Genomic DNA, 18,031 nt, shown 5'->3' on the forward strand with positions numbered 1-18,031 from the left:
CTGATTGTCACTTTGTCTTTTTTAAAAGTTTTATAAAGGATTCGAGTTCCTGTCCATGACCTATCTGCAGATAAGTTTCAGAAGTTGGTCTAATAAAGGAGGATTCTAAAAAGCGAATCTGCTTGTGGGCTTTGAATTTTTCGAGTGAAAATTCCTTAGGAAGTTGCCAGGTCACATGCCTAGGGGAAATCTGATAAGGAATGCTAACCTTAGATTTCTCAATGATTGCTTGGCTTTTAGCCATGTTTTTTTGAAAGAGGTCACCAAGTTTTTTAATGTTTTTTTGGAACATGCCATTTTCGAGATAAACGGAAAGTGCTTTTTGCATGATGAGATTGGTATCATAGTCAATAAGTCCCTTGTGGCTCAAAAAGGTAGGCTTAAGATTAGGAGGTAAGACAAGGCTACCTAGACGTAAACCTGGAAAAAGAGCCATGGAAAAGGATTTGATGTAGATGGTCTGATTTTGGGTGTCATAGTAGTGAATCGGGAGATTTTTACTATCGCTAAAGTCTCCCATATAGTCATCCTCGACGATATAAACGTTATACTGATTGGCAAGCTGGGCCAGCTTTTCTTTTTCACTGGCAGAATAGCTTAATCCAAGAGGGTTGGAGTAACGACTGATGGTATAGAAGAACTTAATCTGTCCAGATTTAAAGTACTCTTCCAAGCGGTCAAAATCTAAACCATCAAAACCACGGTTAATCGTTTCGTAAGCTAGATTTTGACGGTTGATGAGCTGGTTCATGCGATGATAGGTAGGTTGTTCTAAGAGAATTTTGTAGCCACCATTACCAAAATCCATCTGTGAAAGGATGTAGAGGGCCTGTTGGCTTCCTGAGGTTATGACAATCTGATCCGAATTGACATAAATATCGTCAGCTATTAATCGACTCTTTAAGGCTTCAAGCAAATCTTTGAGTCCGGCTTGTTCATGATAATAGTTGAAGAGGTAGTCCTGGTGACCCGCCAAACTTTCATCCAAACAAAGCTTAAAATCCTCGTAGGCCAATTGATTGTAATCGTTAAGGTTAAGAAGCACCTTATTATCAACTTCATTACGACCTTCAAGGACGTAATAGCCACTTTTGGGTACGGCGTAAATATAGTTTTGATACTTGAGTTCCAAGAGTGCTCTTTGGGCTGTATCCTTACTACAGGCATAAGTCTGGCTTAGTTGACGAATAGAGGGGAGCTTACTCCCTTTTTTCAAAGTACCATTTTGGGTATCTTTGATGATGGTCTCGACAATATCGTGATAAATACTCATAACTGACCCCTTACAGATTTTCCCTTATTTTACCCTACTTGCCTTCTAAGGGCAAGAGGCCTAGAGATATTTGACAAGATTATTAGATTTTGACATAATAAAAAGGTTGTAAGGTAAAACTAAATTCCCCTTTCAAACAAGTTTAAGGAGATTATAAGAATGACTTTTAAGAAAATCTTAGGACTTCTGACTCTTGCATGCTTAACTGTTATTGGTTTGTCAGCTTGCACACCAGAGAAAGAGCCTACTTGGACCTACGATAAAAACAAAATGCTATTTACAGGACAAGATGCTAGTGTACAAGTTCTTTCTGCAACTAAAATCGAATCACCAGAAGGTCAAAAAGCTGTACGCGTTCACTATAAACTTACCAACTCAAGTAAAGAAACCATGAATGCCTACACTCTTTTGATGAAGGTAGTCCTTGATGTAAAACAAGAAAAGGAAGAAGTGAAGGTTGCTACATTGGTCTTTTCTAAAGATGATGACCGAGATAAGATTGCAAATAAGACCAAGATTGCTCCTAAGGAAGTTAAAGAAATCGTTGTTGACTATGCCGTTGCTGATTTTGATCATGATCTTAGCATTGATTTCTCTGATTACGGTACTGAGGCTAACGCGACTGCCAAGCTTTCACTACAAAATCTTGAAAAGGCACCTGTCAAATACTTTGATAAAAAAGCTCAATAAGTTTTATCACCACATGAATGTGTGGTGTTTTTTTATTGTCTTAAATCTGTACCCATACAGTATTGAAAATACTATCTTGTTTAATCGTCAGAATTTTCATAAACTTATACTATATTTATTGACTAAGGAGTTTTAGGTATGTCACCAAAACGTTTAACCATTTCTGCATTTTTCATGGCACTTGTCATTATTTTGAGCTCGAGTCTCTTATCCATTCCTGTGCCAGGAGGTCATTTCTATTTTAACGGGATTATTATTTTCCTAGTTGGTTTAATTTTCCCACCTACAGAAGCAGTTATTATTGCCGGAGTAGGTTCCTTTATTGGAGATTTTCTTTTCTACCCCCTTCCTATGTGGGTAACTCTAGTAACACATAGCCTTCAAGTTCTCGCTATTGCACTCATTGTTGGAGGCCGCTTAGGAAAATTGAGTAAGTCTAGGGCAGCTTTAGGTCTCTTGATTGGGGCTATTATTGACTTAGTCGGTTATGGCTTAGGAAGAGCCTTTATCTATGGTACGCCTTCCTATGCTATTATGAAGATTCCTTTTGACATTGTAGCTGCTATTCTTGGTTTAGGAGTGGCCTACTACATTTATTTCCACACAGGTTTTGTTAAACAGTTTAAAAAGACCTGGGAAGGAAAATAGATGACCAAAGTAATTGTTGCCAATGACCTGGTTGGTCTAGGTAAGGTTGCTTTGACTAGTAGCCTACCTATCATGTCAGCCTGTCAAACTGAAGTCCTTCCCCTACCAACCGTTCTTTTATCTTCGCACACAGGGGAGTTTGAAAATATCTATGTACGGGATCTTACGGATGACCTAAAAGGATTTTGTAAGCAGTGGGAGCACTTGGATTTTATAGTAGATGGCCTTGTGAGTGGTTATTTTAAGTCAGAAGAAGGACTAAAACGTGTAGGTCAATTGGCTCGTGATAAACAGATGTCTTTATTTGTTGACCCTATTATGGGTGATAATGGTCGTCTCTATCAAGGATTTGATAGAAAATATGTAGAAGCCATGAAGGATTTCTGTCAACAGGCAGATGTCATCATTCCCAATTTAACAGAAGCTGCTTTGTTGACTGATTCTCTTTATCTTGAAGCAGGTTCCTATGATGAGGCCACTATTGAAAAGCTTCTGAGAGAGTTGAGCAAGCTTGGACCTCGAAAAGTTATTTTGACAGGTATCTCGTTTGAGAATGACAAAATTGGGCTGGCTTATTTTGATAAAAAGACTAATGAAACGGTTTATCGCATGCAAAAACGTTATGGTAATCATTTTTATGGAAGTGGCGATTTGCTAACGGCAATCTTATCAGCAGGTTACTTTTATAATCTTGATTTACTAAAGGTTTGTGATTTGGCCTTGGATGTTATGGATAGGGTTCTTTCGTCAACACTGTCCGATGGTCGTCCTTTAAAGTATGGTCTTTGCTATGAGCCCCATATCGGTTATTTATTCAGTGGTTTTAATGCCCTATTGGAGGAGAAAAATGAAAAGTGATAAAACACGTGAATTAGTTGAATTGAGTTTGTATGCAGCTTTAATTATTGTGAGTGTACAGTTTATTCGTATTCCTTTTGGACCTCAATTTGTCCATCTGGGAAATGCCCTAGTTGTGATTGCTGTTTTGATTTTCGGTGCCAGAAAAGGTGCGCTAGTCGCAACAGTAGGGTTAGGGCTATTTGATATTTTCAATGGTTATGCTGCTGAGGTCTGGATTACTATTTTAGAATCTTTGATTGTTTGTTATGTTCTCTATCTTGTTTTTGAAAAGCTTCTAAAATCAAATGACAAAATGACTAACATCATAATTATTGGAGTCATAGCGGCAGTGACCAAAATTATTTTGAATTTTGTTAAGTATACGATTATTAATAGTGTCGTTGCGGCTTTACCACTCAATGCAGCCATGGTATTGGCACTTACTAAAATTGGTGGGACCTTTGGGACATCAGTAGTGACTATCATTGCTGTGCCTCTCCTCTATCCTGTCTTCAAACGTATTTTACAGAGAAACTAAAGATTTAGCAGGTTAGTCCTGCTTTTTCTTTTTAATTTTCCAGAAGCAGAGGTCCAAATTTTCACTAAAAAATGGTAAAATAGTAAAGTTAATGTCAAGAAAGGAAAGGGCTGAAGGCAGGTTCAGCCCAGATATGCTATGTCTATTTTAGAAGTCAAAAATCTTAGTCACGGATTTGGTGACCGTGCTATTTTTGAAAATGTCTCATTCCGTTTGCTCAAAGGTGAGCATATCGGTCTTGTCGGTGCTAACGGTGAAGGAAAGTCAACCTTCATGTCTATCGTTACTGGAAAATTGCAGCCAGATGAAGGTAAGGTAGAGTGGTCTAAATATGTTACAGCGGGTTACTTGGATCAGCATGCTGTTCTTGAAAAGGGGATGACTGTACGTGATGTCCTTCGTACGGCTTTTGACGAACTCTTTAAGACTGAAGAACGTATCAACGAGATTTACATGTCTATGGCTGACGAAGGAGCTGACATTGATGCTCTGATGGAAGAAGTGGGTGAGCTTCAGGATCGCTTGGAAACTCGTGATTTCTATACACTAGATGCTAAGATTGATGAGGTTGCCCGTGCACTAGGTGTCATGGATTTTGGCATGGATACAGATGTCACGGACCTTTCAGGTGGTCAACGTACCAAGATTCTCTTGGCTAAGTTATTGCTTGAAAAACCAGATATCTTGCTTCTCGATGAGCCAACCAACTATTTGGATGCTGAACACATTGCTTGGCTTAAACGCTATCTTCAAGAGTATGAAAATGCCTTTGTCCTCATTTCTCACGATATTCCATTCCTAAACGATGTGATTAACATTGTCTATCATGTTGAAAATCAAGACTTGGTTCGTTATGCAGGTGATTATGACAATTTCCAGTCTGTCTATGCTATGAAGAAAGCTCAATTAGAAGCTGCCTATGAACGTCAGCAAAAGGAAATTGCAGACCTTCAAGATTTCGTTAACCGAAACAAGGCACGTGTTGCTACTCGAAATATGGCCATGTCTCGTCAGAAGAAATTGGATAAGATGGAAATTATCGAATTGCAGGCTGAGAAGCCAAAACCTGAATTCCATTTCAAGGAAAGTCGTACGCCTGGACGCTTTATTTTCCAAACTAAAGACCTCGTTATTGGTTACGACCGCCCTTTGACCAAGGCTCCTTTGAATCTTACCTTCGAACGTAATCAAAAAGTAGCTATCGTGGGTGCCAATGGTATCGGTAAGACTACTTTGCTTAAGAGCTTGCTTGGTATTATTCAACCACTCGAAGGAGAAGTTGAAACAGGTGACTTTATTGATCTAGGTTACTTTGAGCAAGAAGCAGAAGGCTCACGTCAGACACCTCTTGAAGCGGTTTGGGACGCTTTCCCAGCTCTAAATCAAGCTGAGGTTCGTGCAGCTCTAGCCAAATGCGGATTAACCTCTAAGCATATTGAAAGTCAAATTCAGGTGCTTTCAGGTGGAGAACAGGCTAAGGTTCGTTTCTGTCTCCTTATGAATCGTGAAAATAATGTCCTTGTTCTGGACGAACCGACCAACCACTTGGATGTTGACGCTAAGGATGAATTGAAGCGTGCCCTTCAGGCCTTTAAAGGTAGTGTCCTCATGGTATGTCACGAACCCGAATTTTATGAAGGTTGGACAGATGTTTGGGATTTTAATGAGTTAGTATAGTGATAAAAGAGTGTTGGCATTCTCTAAAGAGAGACTTGCTCACTCTTTTTTTATGTTAAAGAGACGAGTAGACTAACTAAGATTTGATAAGATGGAGATGGTGTAGAGGAAGGTCGTCAGCATCATAAAGTGTTTTTCTACAGATTTTGTCGTGACCTATTTGGGTTTTGAGCATACAAATTTAATTTGTTCAAAAAGTAACAAAGTCTGAGCATAAAAGGTGTAACCGTTTTCCGATTATGGTAGAATAAAACAGTAAACTATTATCAAAAGAAAGTTGGACAAACTTATGTCAAAAATCGTAGTTGTTGGTGCTAACCACGCTGGTACTTTTAGTATTAATACTATTCTCGATAATTACGGAGACCAAAATGAAGTAGTTGTTTTCGACCAAAACTCTAACATTTCATTCTTGGGTTGTGGTATGGCCCTTTGGATCGGTAATCAAATCTCAGGTTCTGATGGTCTTTTCTATGCCAACAAAGAAGGACTTGAAAGCAAGGGCGCTAAAGTTTATATGAACTCACCAGTTGAGTCTATTGACTTTGATGGTAAAACTGTTACAGCCCTCGTAGATGGTAAAGAGCATGTTGAATCATATGACAAATTGATTTTGGCTACAGGTTCTCAACCAATCTTGCCTCCAATCGAAGGTGCCGAAATTAAAGAAGGTAGCCGTACTTTCGAAGCTACACTTGAAAACCTTCAATTCGTTAAACTTTTCCAAAACGCTCAAGAAGTTATTGATAAATTGAACGACAAATCTCAAGATATCAAACGTGTAGCGGTTGTAGGTGCTGGTTACATTGGTGTTGAATTGGCTGAAGCTTTCCAACGTCATGGAAAAGAAGTTATCCTTATCGACGTTGTTGATACATGTTTGGCAGGTTATTACGACCATGACTTGACTGACCTTATGGCTAAAAATATGGAAAGCCACGGTATCAAATTGGCATTTGGTGAAACTGTTAAAGCAGTAGAAGGTGAAACTAAGGTAGAACGCATCGTTACAGATAAAAATGCTTACGATGTCGATATGGTTGTTCTTGCTGTTGGTTTCCGTCCTAACACAGCTCTCGGTGCTGGTAAGTTGGAAACATTCCGTAATGGCGCTTACCTTGTTAATAAGAAACAAGAAACATCAATCAAAGATGTTTATGCAGTTGGTGACTGTGCTACCGTTTATGACAATGCCCTTGATGATGTGAACTACATTGCCTTGGCTTCAAACGCTGTTCGTTCAGGTATTGTCGGTGGTCATAATGCCGGTGGTGGCGATGTTGAATCAAACGGTGTTCAAGGATCAAATGGTATCTCAATCTATGGTTTGAACATGGTATCAACTGGTTTGACAGAAGAAAAAGCAAAACGCTTTGGTTTCAATCCAGCAGTAGTATCTTCAACAGATCTTCAAAAAGCTGCCTTTATGGAAGATGAAAATGCAGACGTTACAATCAAGATCGTCTATGACAAAGATACACGCAAAGTTCTTGGTGCTCAAATGGTATCACGCATGGACATCTCTATGGGAATCCACATGTTCTCATTGGCTATCCAAGAAGGTGTAACTATTGACCGTCTTCAATTGCTTGATTTGTTCTTCTTGCCACACTTTAACCAACCGCTTAGCTATATTGCTAAAGCAGCTATCTCAGCTAAATAATCTTAAACAGCTAATTCAGTCGAATTAGCTGTTTTTTCTTTTTTTAATACGAAAAAAGCCTCCTACTGGAGACTTTTATTTAACTAATGTTAGATTAGTTTTTTGAAGCTTCTTGGAAATCAGGGTTTTTCCATGCTTCATCAATGATAGCTTGCAATTCGTCAGCAGAAGCTTTCATTTTTTGTTGTTCAGCATCGTTCAATGGGATGTTAACTGGACGTACGATACCGTGTGCACCTACGATAGCAGGTTGACCGATAAAGACGTTGCTTACACCATATTGACCTTCTTGGAATACAGACAATGGAAGTACTGCATTTTCATCGTCAAGAATAGCTTTAGTGATACGAGCAAGGGCAACAGCGATACCATAGTAAGTAGCACCTTTTTTGTTGATGATTGTGTAAGCGGCATCACGAACACCTTCGAACAATTCAACCAATTCAGATTCTTGAACGTTTTGAGTGTCTTTAAGGAATTCTTCAAGGTTTACACCGGCGATGTTAGCGTGTGACCAAACGGCAAATTCTGAGTCACCGTGTTCACCCATGATGTAGGCGTGAACTGAGCGAGCATCAACGCCAAGTTTTTCAGCAAGTGCTTGACGGAAACGAGCTGAGTCAAGTGAAGTACCTGAACCGATAACGCGTTCTTTAGGGAATCCTGAGAATTTCCATGTTGAGTAAGTCAATACGTCAACTGGGTTAGCTGCTACAAGGAAGATTCCATTGAAGCCTGATTCAACAACTTGAGTAACGATAGATTTGTTGATAGCAAGGTTTTTACCAACAAGATCAAGACGAGTTTCACCTGGTTTTTGTGGAGCACCAGCAGTGATAACTACAAGGTCAGCATCCGCACAGTCTTCGTATTTAGCTGCGTAGATTTTTTTAGGTGAAGTGAAAGCAAGCGCGTGGCTAAGGTCAAGCGCATCACCAACAGCTTTTTCGAACAATTGTGGAATTTCGATGATACCAAGTTCTTGAGCGATACCTTGGTTTACAAGTGCGAAAGCGTAAGATGAACCTACGGCACCGTCACCAACGAGGATGACTTTTTTGTGTTGTTTAGTTGCAGTCATGGGTCTAAACATCTCCTTATTTTTTAATTGGGTTACCCCGTACACTGCTTATTCTACCACTTTAAGTGATGGATGTCACGAAATAATAAGGAAATAATAGATGAAAGCGTTTACACAACTGAAAAGTAAAGCGTTTTATGGTATAATATTATAGAAATTTTCTATACTCTTTTATTAGAGTTTGGAATGATTTGAATGAAAGAAAAGAGGCATTTTTGAGTGCAAGATAATAATTTAATTGACGTTAATTTGACGTCTGAGATGAAGACGAGCTTTATCGATTATGCCATGAGTGTTATCGTGTCTCGTGCTCTCCCAGATGTTCGTGACGGTTTAAAACCTGTACAACGTCGTATTCTATATGGAATGAATGAGCTTGGGGTGACACCTGATAAGCCACATAAAAAATCTGCCCGTATTACCGGGGATGTCATGGGTAAATATCACCCACACGGAGACTCATCTATCTATGAAGCCATGGTTCGTATGGCGCAATGGTGGAGCTACCGTTACATGTTGGTTGACGGTCACGGGAACTTTGGTTCTATGGATGGTGATGGGGCTGCCGCTCAGCGTTATACTGAGGCGCGTATGTCTAAAATCGCCTTGGAAATGCTTCGTGATCTCAATAAGAATACCGTTGATTTTCAAGATAACTATGATGGCTCAGAACGTGAGCCAATCGTTCTTCCGTCACGTATTCCAAACCTTCTTGTCAATGGTGCAACAGGGATTGCCGTTGGTATGGCGACTAACATCCCACCACACAATTTGGCTGAAACGATTGATGCTGTCAAATTGATGATGGATAATCCTGAAGTCACAACACGTGAACTGATGGAAGTGCTTCCTGGTCCAGACTTTCCAACTGGTGGCTTGGTCATGGGGAAATCTGGTATTCACCGTGCTTATGAAACTGGTAAGGGTTCTATTGTTCTTCGTTCGCGTACTGAAATTGAAACAACCAAATCAGGTCGTGAGCGTATTGTTGTCACTGAGTTTCCTTACATGGTCAATAAGACCAAGGTCCATGAACATATCGTTCGTTTAGCTCAAGAAAAACGTATTGAGGGGATTACAGCAGTCCGTGACGAGTCTTCTCGTGAAGGTGTACGCTTTGTCATCGAAGTGCGTCGTGATGCTTCTGCCAATGTTATCTTGAACAATTTGTTCAAATTAACGCAACTTCAGACTAACTTCAGCTTCAACATGTTAGCCATTGAAAAGGGTGTTCCTAAAATCCTTTCTTTGCGTCAAATCTTGGCTGACTATATTGCTCACCAACAAGAAGTTGTGGTTCGTCGTACACAGTTTGACAAGGATAAGGCTGAGGCACGTGCCCATATTTTAGAAGGTTTGCTGATTGCCCTTGATCATTTGGATGAAGTGATTACGATTATCCGTAACAGTCAAACTGATGCTGAGGCTCAAGCTGAGTTGATGGCTCGCTTCGAACTTACGGAACGTCAAAGTCAAGCTATTCTTGATATGCGTTTGCGTCGTTTGACAGGTTTGGAACGTGATAAGATTCAAAATGAGTACAATGATCTCTTGGCTCTGATTGCTGATTTAGCTGATATTTTGGCAAAACCAGAACGTGTCATTGCTATCATCAAGGAAGAATTGGACGAAAGCAAGCGTAAATTTGCAGATGCTCGCCGCACAGAGCTTATGGTCGGAGAAGTTATTTCTCTTGAAGATGAGGACCTCATCGAGGAAGAAGATGTTGTTATCACTCTCTCAAATAAAGGGTATATTAAACGTTTAGCCCAAGACGAGTTCCGTTCACAAAAACGTGGTGGTCGCGGTGTCCAAGGTACTGGTGTTAACGATGATGACTTTGTTCGTGATATTGTCTCAACAAGCACTCATGATCACCTTTACTTCATGACTAATAAGGGACGTGTATACCGTCTTAAGGGGTATGAAATCCCAGAATACGGTCGCACAGCCAAAGGTTTACCTATCGTCAATCTCTTGAAGTTGGACGAAGGTGAGACCATTCAAACAGTCATTAATGCCAAGAGTGATGAAGCTTCTGAAAATAATCACCTTGTCTTTGTAACTCGCCAAGGTCTAGTTAAACGTACAAAAGAAGCGGAATTTAAGAACATTCGTCAAAATGGGTTGATTGCCTTGAAACTTAGAGAAGGTGACGAGCTAATCAATGTCTTCTTGACTACTGGTAATGAAGAAATTGTCATTGGTACTAAATTTGGTTACAGTGTACGCTTCAAAGAGGACACTATTCGAAGCATGAGTCGTATGGCTGCTGGTGTTAAAGGGGTAACTCTTCGTGATGGTGACCAAGTTATTGGTGCAGCTGCCATTACAGAAGACCAAGAAGTCTTGATTATCACCGAAAAAGGTTACGGTAAGCGTACCTCAGCTACTGAATACCCAACGAAGGGTCGTGGTGGTAAAGGTATCAAGACTGCCAATATCACAGAGAAGAATGGTAACCTAGCAGGTATTGTAACAGTGTCTGGTGATGAGGATATCATGGTCATCACCGATACAGGTGTTATCATCCGTACTGCCGTTGCTAATATTTCACAAACTGGTCGTGCCACTCAAGGGGTTAAGGTCATGCGTTTGGATGACTCTGCTCGTATTGTAACCTTTGCTTTAGTTGAGCCAGAAGAAGTTGAACAAGCTTCCGAAGATCAAGAAAGTGGTGACAACTAATGAGCAAAGATAAGAAAAATAACGTAACAAAAAAACGCCGTAAGTGGCTTGATATTCTTCGCTGGGTGTTGATTATTGTTCTCTTGGTTGTTGGTTTAGCCTTGATTTTCAATAAGTCTATTCGAAACACAGTGATTGCTTGGAATACAAATAAGTATCAAGTGAGCAAGGTTTCTAAAAAGACTATTGAGAAAAACAAGGAAGCTAAGACTAGCTTTGACTTTGATACCGTTAAATCAATTAGTACAGAGTCTGTCTTGCAGGCACAGATGGATGCTCAAGAGCTTCCTGTAGTTGGTGGTATTGCTATTCCAGAGGTAGGTATCAATCTCCCTATTTTCAAAGGACTTGGCAATACAGAGTTGACTTACGGTGCAGGAACGATGAAAGAAGATCAAGTCATGGGTGGTGAAAACAACTATTCACTAGCTAGCCACCACGTCTTTGGTATTGCCGGTGCATCTGACATGCTATTTTCACCGCTAGATAAGGCTAAGGAAGGTATGAAGATTTATCTTACGGATAAAAATAAAGTCTATACTTATGTTATCAGTGAGGTGAAGGTTGTCCAACCAACTGAAGTAGCAGTAGTTGATGATACACCTGGCAAGTCTGAAGTTACCCTTGTAACTTGTACGGATGCCGAAGCAACTCAGCGTACAATCGTCAAAGGTGAATTGAAATCACAGGTAGATTTTGACAAGGCAAGTTCAGATATTATTGAAGCCTTTAATAAGTCATACAATCAATTTCAAAGTTAAGAAAGGGCCTTCGGGCCTTTTTCAATGGAGGAAAATATGTTTTTAAATACAGTGCACCATGTTGCTATTATTGTTTCTGATTATGACTTGTCTCGAGATTTTTATGTAAATAAACTTGGTTTTGAGATTATTCGAGAAAATCACCGTCCGGAACGCCATGATTATAAGTTAGACCTACGCTGTGGAGGTATAGAACTTGAAATCTTCGGCAATAAGACCAGTGATCCGAACTATGTGGAGCCCCCAAAACGTCCGTCTTATCCTGAGGCATGTGGCTTACGTCATTTAGCTTTCAGAGTGACTAATATTGAAGAGGTCGTCCAAGAGTTAGAACAAAAGGGCATCTCCTGCCAACCTATTCGCAAGGACACTTTTACCGGTGAAAAGATGACTTTCTTTGCTGATCCAGATGGTCTTCCCTTGGAGTTGCACGAGTAGTTTTTTTAACCTTAATTTTTTAAGTCATGGTATAATAGGTGAACGGCTGAGCCTAGAGTCAGTCGTCCTTTAGGAGATTATGGAATACTATTCTATTTTCGAAAGGAAACACATATGAAATTGAAAAAACTTCTTGTTACTGGGATGGCTATATTGGCTTCAGTAACAGCCTTTACTTCGGTTGCTCAAGCAGCAACATCATCACAAGTCCAAAAGGTTATTGATGAATCTTATGTTCAACCAGACTATGTGATGGGGTATTCATTGTCGGAAGAGCAACGAAATGAAACCTTGAATTTATTAGGGTATGATAGTAGTAAGGATACTAATGTCAAGACCTTGACGACATCTGCTTACGCCAATATCATGAATGTGGCTGACGATTCTAGTCTTCAGCTATATTCTTCGGTTAAGATTGCTAAGCTGGGTGCTAAGGAAACCTTGAGTGTAGAGATTGTGACACCGCAAAATATCACGAAAATCACTCCAGATATGTACCGTAATGCTGCCACGACACTTGGTATTGAACATGCTAAGATTACGGTAGCAGCACCAATTGCAGTTACAGGAGAAAGTGCCTTGGCTGGTATTTACTATTCCCTTGAGCAAAATGGGGCTAAAGTTTCAGATGAAAGTAAAGAGCTTGCGCAAGAGGAACTTAAAACCCTTTCTCAAATCAATGAGGAAAATTCTGGTAAGACTGACTATGATGCAGACAAGCTTAATGTAGCTATGACTGATATTAAGTCAGCTGTTGCTGATAAAGGGGATAAGTTAACAGAAGACCAAGCTAAAACGATTGTTCAGCAAACAGTCAATAACTATAACTTGGATCTTTCAGATACGCAAATTAATCTTCTGGTGAATTTTGCTTTGAATTTGTCTAAGTCTTCAATCATTGATAGTGCTAGTTTCAAGTCGAGCTTGAGTTCACTTAAGGATTCTATCGTTTCGAAAGCTGGTAATACCTTCTCTGGAATTAACCTAAACTTTAATGCCAACAAAGCGGTTGAGAACAGCAAAAATATCTTTGCACAAATTTGGCAAGCTATCGTAGATTTCTTTACAGGACTGTCTAAATAGTAAAAGAGCTATCCGTTTGGATGGCTTTTTTCTATTTTTCAGAAAATATGTGAAATGCTATTGAAATTATTCCAACAATTGTGTACAATGGTAAACATCAATTCAGATTATTCTGAAAATTTGTTTTAGGAGATTCTCTTATGTCACAAACAAGTGTATCTAGTCAGTCTACCTGGCGTAGTAAAATAAAAGCAATGGGACCCGGTATCCTAATGGCTTCAGCGGCCGTAGGTGGTTCCCACATCGTTTCATCAACCCAAGCGGGTGGTTCTTATGGATGGGCCTTGTTAGGCTTGGTTATTCTTGCCAACCTCTTTAAATACCCGTTCTTCCGTTTTGGTGCTGAGTATACCGCAGATACAGGTAAAACCCTCGTTGAAGGTTATGCTGAGAAAGGTAAATTCTATCTTTGGGTATTCTTCATTTTGAATGTTTTCTCAGCTTTGGTTAATACTGCGGGAGTTTCTATTCTTTGTTCAGCCATCATTGCTAGTGCCTTTCCAATGCTTGGTTTGAGTATTACCACATGGTCAATCATTTTGGTTGCCATTATCTGGGGTATGTTACTCTTTGGTGGTTACAAACTTCTTGATGGTATGGCTAAATGGATCATGTCAGCTTTGACTATTGCAACAGTGGCAGCAGTTATTATTGCGGCAATCAAACACCCTGAGTACAGTGCTGACTTCGTTGAAAAAACACCATGGCAGCTCGCAGCCCTTCCATTTATCGTTTCACTTCTTGGATGGATGCCAGCACCAATTGAAATTTCAGCCATTAACTCACTTTGGTCAGCTGAGAAAAAGAAAACTGTTGATTTCAACACTGATGATGCCCTCTTTGACTTTAACGTTGGTTACATCGGAACAGCTATTCTTGCGGTATTCTTTGTAGCACTCGGGGCTCTTATTCAGTATCCAACTGGTAAGCCAGTAGAAGCAGCATCAGCCAAGTATATTGCACAGTTTGTTGGTATGTACGCATCAGTGCTTGGTGAGTGGTCACGCTATTTGATTACCTTTATCGCTTTCTTGTGTATCTTTGGTACTGTAATTACCGTTATTGATGGTTACTCACGTGTTAACGAAATTTCTCTTCGTCTTTTGTTTAACCAAAAAGAAAAAAATCAAACACCTTTGAATGTTTGGATGACCTTGACAGCTATTCTTGGTCTCATCATTATTTTCTTCTTCCAAGGTCAAGTAGCAACCATGCTTCGTTTCGCCATGATTGGTTCATTCCTTACAACACCTTTCTTTGCGCTTTTGAATTACGTACTTGTTACTAAAGAGAAGAAAGACCTTCCAACTTGGTTGAAAGGACTTGCCATTGCAGGGTTGATCTTCTTGTTTGGATTTGCCCTCTTCTTTATCTGGGCTTTGGCTATTGGTAAAGCAGGTTAATAAGATAAAACGGTTTCCATATGGAAGCTGTTTTTTTATTTTATAAAGATGAGAGTAGGAGAGCTTATATCCAAGAGCATACAAAAAAACCATTCCAATCGGAATGGCTTAACAACAAGATGTTGCTTATTTGAGACCGTATTTTTTGTTGAAACGATCCACGCGTCCGTCTGCTTGAGTGAATTTTTGACGGCCAGTGTAGAATGGGTGTGAATCTGATGAAATTTCTACACGGATAAGTGGGTAAGTTTCACCTTCGAATTCAACTGTTTCGTTTGAGTGTTTAGTTGAACCGCTAAGGAATTGGTAACCAGTAGTTGTGTCCATGAATACTACTTGACGGTAATCTGGATGGATATCTTTTTTCATGTTAAAATATTTCCTTTCTGCCATGGTACTTTCCGCACCATAGTTTTTTTAACTATTTTAGTTTATCAAAAGGTGGTCTTCTTGACAAGTCTTTTTTACTATTTTTTAGGAAATTCGCATTTTGTAAATGCCACCTGTCTGAAAGCAGTGATTATCTTTATCAACGATGATTGCTTCAAGCTCAGCTTGTGAACTAACTTCTTGGAATATGTGTTCGAGACTAGAGCCAAATAAGCGGGTTGTCCAAATTTCACCATCCACTGAGAGGGATGAAATAATGGTAAGGCTGGCTAGGTCACTGGAGACTGGATAACCAGTCTGGCTATCAAAAATATGATGGTAGGTTTTGCCATCTATCTCAAAAGTTCGTTCATAGATTCCCGAAGTGACAACAGACTGATCTCTTATAGCAAGCACCATAAGATTTGTGTTTCTAGTCTCCTTAGGATTTTGAATACCAATTCGCCATTTGTGGTCAGGATTATGGAGAGCTGGTCCAAAGGTTAGGACATTACCTCCGAGATTGATTAGGGCACTGGTTACTTTTTCAGCTTTAAGAAAATCTGCAATACGATCTGCAATATATCCTTTTGCCAGAGCACCAAGATCAATTTTCATCCCTTTTTCTTTAAGAAAAACGCTTTGATTTTCCTCGGATAGAAGAATGGCATTGGGATTGATGATATCCAGGAGCGGACGAATTTCTTCAGGAAGAGGCAGCTTAGCATCAGAAAAACCAATACGCCAAGTCTGAATGAGAGGCCCAATAGCAATATTAAGGTGACTTCCAGGTTGGCAGCTATGCCATTTTCCAAGAGAAATAAGTTCAAAAAGTTCTGGGTGAACTGTCACTGAATGTAAGCCTGCTGCCTTGTTAATTTTCATGAGTTCGGAACTGTCGTCATTGGCTGAGAAGCGCTTATTGTAGGTATGCAGAAGTGCTTCAACTTGGTCTAGCAGGGGTTCTGGTTCTTCATGATAGATAGAGACGTCAATCACAGTTCCCATGAGACGTACACGACGATTAGTGAGTTGCATGGGCAACAGTATCCTTGATTTCTTGATAGATTTGTTCGTTTTCTTCTAAGCTGTAGGAATTGGCACCACTAGCAAGTGGGTGGCCGCCACCATCATGGCGTTTGGCAATCTCGTTAATGACAATACTCTTACTGCGTAGACGGACACGGTAATGCCCTTCAGGCTGCTCTACGAAAATAGCCCAAGATTCGACACAATCAATACGGCCTGGAGTGCCAACAATGGCAGAACTTTCAGCATCAGTGACATTGAATTCATCCAAAATCTTTCGTGTCAAGACAACTCGAGCTGCACCATTTTCATCGACTTCTAGATTATCGAAAACATAACCTTGTAGTTTAGCAATTTTGAAAGGAAAACTGTCCATACGACGAGCCATTGCTGCAAAATCAAAGTCGTATTCACGAAGTTTAGCCGCGATTTGAAGTGTTTTAGGAGTAGTAGATGGAAAGAGGAAGCGACCTGTATCGCCAACAATACCATTGTAGAGAACACGAGCAGCAGCATCTGACAAGGAAAGGCCAAGGCTGAGGGCCCAGTCAGTCACAATTTCGCTGGCACTTGAAGCAGTCGTATCAACAAGTAGAAGGTCACCGTAGGCATCATCGTTAGGATGATGGTCAATTTTGATAAGGAAGTCACCTTTATCATAACGATCATCATCGATACGAGGGGTGTTGGCTGTATCGGTAACAATAACAAGTGCCCCTTCATAATCTTGGTCAGTTACCTCATCCATCTCAGCAATCCAAGATAAGGTAGGTTCATTGACACCTGTCGCAAGAACCTTTTTATCTGGAAAGTTTGTTTTTAAAATTTCCTTCAGTCCTACCTGACTACCAATGGCATCAGGATCAGGTCTTTGGTGGCGGTGAATAATAATAGTGTCGTAGGCTTTGATTTTTTCTAAAATAGCTTGAAATACAGTCATGAATGTCTCCTTGTCATTTTGCTTCTATTATATCATGAAACAATAGAAAAACGGTTGGCTTAGGCAAACCGTTATAAAAATTAGATCTCTTTATAGTCAACTTCAAGTCCACGTTTAACCGCTGGACGGTAGGCAATTTTTTCAGTCCAAGCTTGAAGATGCTTGTATTCTTTAACATCAAGGAAAATACCAGCCTTATCCCAAATCTTATCTTGAGCAAGACGACCATACCAAGACCAGATGGCGATATCAGCGATAGTGTACTCATCACCAGCAATATAAGGTTTAGTTGCTAATTCTTTATCAAGCAAGTCAAGTTGGCGTTTGGCTTCCATGGCAAAACGGTTGATGGCATATTCGATTTTTTCAGGTGCATAGTGGAAGAAGTGACCAAAGCCACCACCTAGAAAAGGAGCAGCACCTGTTTGCCAAAAGAGCCAGTTGAGAACTTCCGTACGTTTTGCGTGATCAGTTGGAATGAGTTTGCCAAATTTTTCAGCCAAGTAAAGGAGGATGTTAGCTGATTCAAAGACACGAACTGCTTGGTCTTCAGAGTAATCCATCATGGCTGGAATCTTTGAGTTTGGATTGATTGAAACAAAGTCTGAGCCGAATTGGTCACCGTCACCAATCTTAATACGATAAGCGTCATAACCTGCTTGAGTCACACCAAGTTCTTTCAATTCTTCCAGCATGATAGTTGCCTTGATACCATTTGGTGTCGGAAGAGTATAAAGTTGGAAAGGTTGGTCACCTTTAGGTAAAGTTTGTTCAAAACGTGCACCAGCTGTAGGTTGATTGAGGCCACCCCAGGCACCTCCCATAGAGGTTGGGTTTTCCCAAACTTCTGGTAAAATATAGTCAGACATAAAGTTTCTCCTTGTATTCTTGATAGTTACATCCTAACAAA

The 18,031-nt window shown here is 40.0% G+C and carries 17 protein-coding genes; 11 read left to right on the top strand and 6 right to left on the bottom strand.

Annotated elements, in window-relative coordinates; all coding sequences use genetic code 11:
* Positions 1-7: 7 nt before the first annotated feature.
* A complete protein-coding gene (locus tag NST80_RS04085; RefSeq protein ID WP_118171870.1) occupies positions 8-1,273 on the bottom strand; it encodes a PLP-dependent aminotransferase family protein in 1,266 nt (421 codons plus the stop codon).
* A gap of 159 nt (positions 1,274-1,432) precedes the next feature.
* Between NST80_RS04085 and NST80_RS04090 the strand changes: the two genes are divergently transcribed.
* The 6 genes from NST80_RS04090 (at position 1,433) to NST80_RS04115 (ending at position 7,329) form a co-directional block, all read left to right on the top strand.
* A complete protein-coding gene (locus NST80_RS04090; RefSeq protein WP_045768606.1) occupies positions 1,433-1,963 on the top strand; it encodes a DUF5067 domain-containing protein in 531 nt (176 codons plus the stop codon).
* Positions 1,964-2,101: 138 nt separating this feature from the next.
* Entirely contained in the window at positions 2,102-2,611 is a 510-nt protein-coding gene (locus NST80_RS04095; RefSeq protein WP_118171869.1) for an ECF transporter S component, read from the top strand.
* Complete coding sequence (locus NST80_RS04100; RefSeq protein ID WP_045768608.1) at positions 2,612-3,469, top strand: pyridoxamine kinase; 858 nt, start codon at positions 2,612-2,614, stop codon at positions 3,467-3,469. It begins immediately after the preceding gene.
* Positions 3,459-3,989 carry an ECF transporter S component gene (locus NST80_RS04105; protein ID WP_045768609.1) on the top strand — a complete coding sequence of 177 codons (531 nt, stop codon included), beginning with the start codon at positions 3,459-3,461 and terminating at the stop codon, positions 3,987-3,989. Before NST80_RS04100 ends, NST80_RS04105 begins: the two co-directional genes overlap by 11 nt.
* A 138-nt stretch (positions 3,990-4,127) precedes the next feature.
* On the top strand, positions 4,128-5,666 hold the full coding sequence (locus NST80_RS04110) for an ABC-F family ATP-binding cassette domain-containing protein (protein WP_265107414.1): 1,539 nt from the start codon (positions 4,128-4,130) through the stop codon (positions 5,664-5,666).
* A 289-nt stretch (positions 5,667-5,955) separates the two neighbouring features.
* Complete coding sequence (locus NST80_RS04115) at positions 5,956-7,329, top strand: FAD-dependent oxidoreductase (protein ID WP_048675487.1); 1,374 nt, start codon at positions 5,956-5,958, stop codon at positions 7,327-7,329.
* A gap of 94 nt (positions 7,330-7,423) precedes the next feature.
* Here NST80_RS04115 and NST80_RS04120 read toward each other — a convergent pair whose 3' ends face one another.
* The gene (locus NST80_RS04120) at positions 7,424-8,410 is read right to left on the bottom strand and encodes an L-lactate dehydrogenase (RefSeq protein ID WP_060972460.1); all 987 of its coding nucleotides are present in this window, start codon (positions 8,408-8,410) and stop codon (positions 7,424-7,426) included.
* A 219-nt stretch (positions 8,411-8,629) separates the two neighbouring features.
* Between NST80_RS04120 and gyrA the strand changes: the two genes are divergently transcribed.
* The 5 genes from gyrA (at position 8,630) to NST80_RS04145 (ending at position 14,783) form a co-directional block, all read left to right on the top strand.
* On the top strand, positions 8,630-11,098 hold the full coding sequence (gyrA, locus tag NST80_RS04125; RefSeq protein WP_265107412.1) for a DNA gyrase subunit A: 2,469 nt from the start codon (positions 8,630-8,632) through the stop codon (positions 11,096-11,098).
* Complete coding sequence (locus NST80_RS04130) at positions 11,098-11,859, top strand: sortase (RefSeq protein ID WP_060972462.1); 762 nt, start codon at positions 11,098-11,100, stop codon at positions 11,857-11,859. The genes gyrA and NST80_RS04130 overlap by 1 nt, the downstream gene beginning before the upstream one ends.
* 36 nt (positions 11,860-11,895) lie before the next feature.
* Positions 11,896-12,297, top strand: coding sequence for a VOC family protein (locus NST80_RS04135; protein ID WP_048790443.1), 402 nt, complete (start codon positions 11,896-11,898; stop codon positions 12,295-12,297).
* A gap of 114 nt (positions 12,298-12,411) precedes the next feature.
* Positions 12,412-13,380 (top strand): DUF1002 domain-containing protein, encoded by a 969-nt coding sequence (locus NST80_RS04140; RefSeq protein ID WP_265107411.1) that lies wholly within the window; start codon positions 12,412-12,414, stop codon positions 13,378-13,380.
* A 140-nt stretch (positions 13,381-13,520) separates the two neighbouring features.
* On the top strand, positions 13,521-14,783 hold the full coding sequence (locus tag NST80_RS04145; protein WP_004182364.1) for an NRAMP family divalent metal transporter: 1,263 nt from the start codon (positions 13,521-13,523) through the stop codon (positions 14,781-14,783).
* 126 nt (positions 14,784-14,909) lie between these two features.
* Here NST80_RS04145 and NST80_RS04150 read toward each other — a convergent pair whose 3' ends face one another.
* The 4 genes from NST80_RS04150 to yghU all read right to left on the bottom strand — a co-directional run bounded on the left by NST80_RS04150 (position 14,910) and on the right by yghU (position 17,990).
* A complete protein-coding gene (locus tag NST80_RS04150; RefSeq protein ID WP_003093591.1) occupies positions 14,910-15,152 on the bottom strand; it encodes a type B 50S ribosomal protein L31 in 243 nt (80 codons plus the stop codon).
* A 105-nt stretch (positions 15,153-15,257) separates the two neighbouring features.
* Positions 15,258-16,190, bottom strand: coding sequence for an FAD:protein FMN transferase (locus tag NST80_RS04155; protein ID WP_175062618.1), 933 nt, complete (start codon positions 16,188-16,190; stop codon positions 15,258-15,260).
* Positions 16,177-17,121: a bifunctional oligoribonuclease/PAP phosphatase NrnA gene (locus NST80_RS04160; protein WP_164332275.1), complete on the bottom strand. Its 945-nt coding sequence runs from the start codon at positions 17,119-17,121 to the stop codon at positions 16,177-16,179. Before NST80_RS04160 ends, NST80_RS04155 begins: the two co-directional genes overlap by 14 nt.
* Before the next feature lie 80 nt (positions 17,122-17,201).
* Positions 17,202-17,990 carry a glutathione-dependent disulfide-bond oxidoreductase gene (gene yghU, locus NST80_RS04165; RefSeq protein ID WP_014633021.1) on the bottom strand — a complete coding sequence of 263 codons (789 nt, stop codon included), beginning with the start codon at positions 17,988-17,990 and terminating at the stop codon, positions 17,202-17,204.
* Between the last annotated feature and the right edge of the window lie 41 nt (positions 17,991-18,031).

The organism is Streptococcus sp. FSL K6-1323 (genome assembly GCF_038630745.1).
GTDB classification, from domain to species: domain Bacteria; phylum Bacillota; class Bacilli; order Lactobacillales; family Streptococcaceae; genus Streptococcus; species Streptococcus salivarius_D.

Bases quoted from the DNA above. Each gene is read 5' to 3' on its own strand.
- NST80_RS04110 (WP_265107414.1), top strand. From the start codon at position 4,128: ATGTCTATTTTAGAAGTCAAAAATCTTAGTCACGGATTTGGTGACCGT.
- NST80_RS04150 (WP_003093591.1), bottom strand. From the start codon at position 15,152: ATGAAAAAAGATATCCATCCAGATTACCGTCAAGTAGTATTCATGGAC.
- NST80_RS04120 (WP_060972460.1), bottom strand. From the start codon at position 8,410: ATGACTGCAACTAAACAACACAAAAAAGTCATCCTCGTTGGTGACGGT.
- NST80_RS04160 (WP_164332275.1), bottom strand. From the start codon at position 17,121: ATGACTGTATTTCAAGCTATTTTAGAAAAAATCAAAGCCTACGACACT.
- NST80_RS04130 (WP_060972462.1), top strand. From the start codon at position 11,098: ATGAGCAAAGATAAGAAAAATAACGTAACAAAAAAACGCCGTAAGTGG.
- NST80_RS04140 (WP_265107411.1), top strand. From the start codon at position 12,412: ATGAAATTGAAAAAACTTCTTGTTACTGGGATGGCTATATTGGCTTCA.
- NST80_RS04090 (WP_045768606.1), top strand. From the start codon at position 1,433: ATGACTTTTAAGAAAATCTTAGGACTTCTGACTCTTGCATGCTTAACT.
- NST80_RS04095 (WP_118171869.1), top strand. From the start codon at position 2,102: ATGTCACCAAAACGTTTAACCATTTCTGCATTTTTCATGGCACTTGTC.
- NST80_RS04155 (WP_175062618.1), bottom strand. From the start codon at position 16,190: ATGCAACTCACTAATCGTCGTGTACGTCTCATGGGAACTGTGATTGAC.
- NST80_RS04105 (WP_045768609.1), top strand. From the start codon at position 3,459: ATGAAAAGTGATAAAACACGTGAATTAGTTGAATTGAGTTTGTATGCA.
- yghU (WP_014633021.1), bottom strand. From the start codon at position 17,990: ATGTCTGACTATATTTTACCAGAAGTTTGGGAAAACCCAACCTCTATG.
- NST80_RS04115 (WP_048675487.1), top strand. From the start codon at position 5,956: ATGTCAAAAATCGTAGTTGTTGGTGCTAACCACGCTGGTACTTTTAGT.
- NST80_RS04085 (WP_118171870.1), bottom strand. From the start codon at position 1,273: ATGAGTATTTATCACGATATTGTCGAGACCATCATCAAAGATACCCAA.
- NST80_RS04145 (WP_004182364.1), top strand. From the start codon at position 13,521: ATGTCACAAACAAGTGTATCTAGTCAGTCTACCTGGCGTAGTAAAATA.
- NST80_RS04135 (WP_048790443.1), top strand. From the start codon at position 11,896: ATGTTTTTAAATACAGTGCACCATGTTGCTATTATTGTTTCTGATTAT.
- NST80_RS04100 (WP_045768608.1), top strand. From the start codon at position 2,612: ATGACCAAAGTAATTGTTGCCAATGACCTGGTTGGTCTAGGTAAGGTT.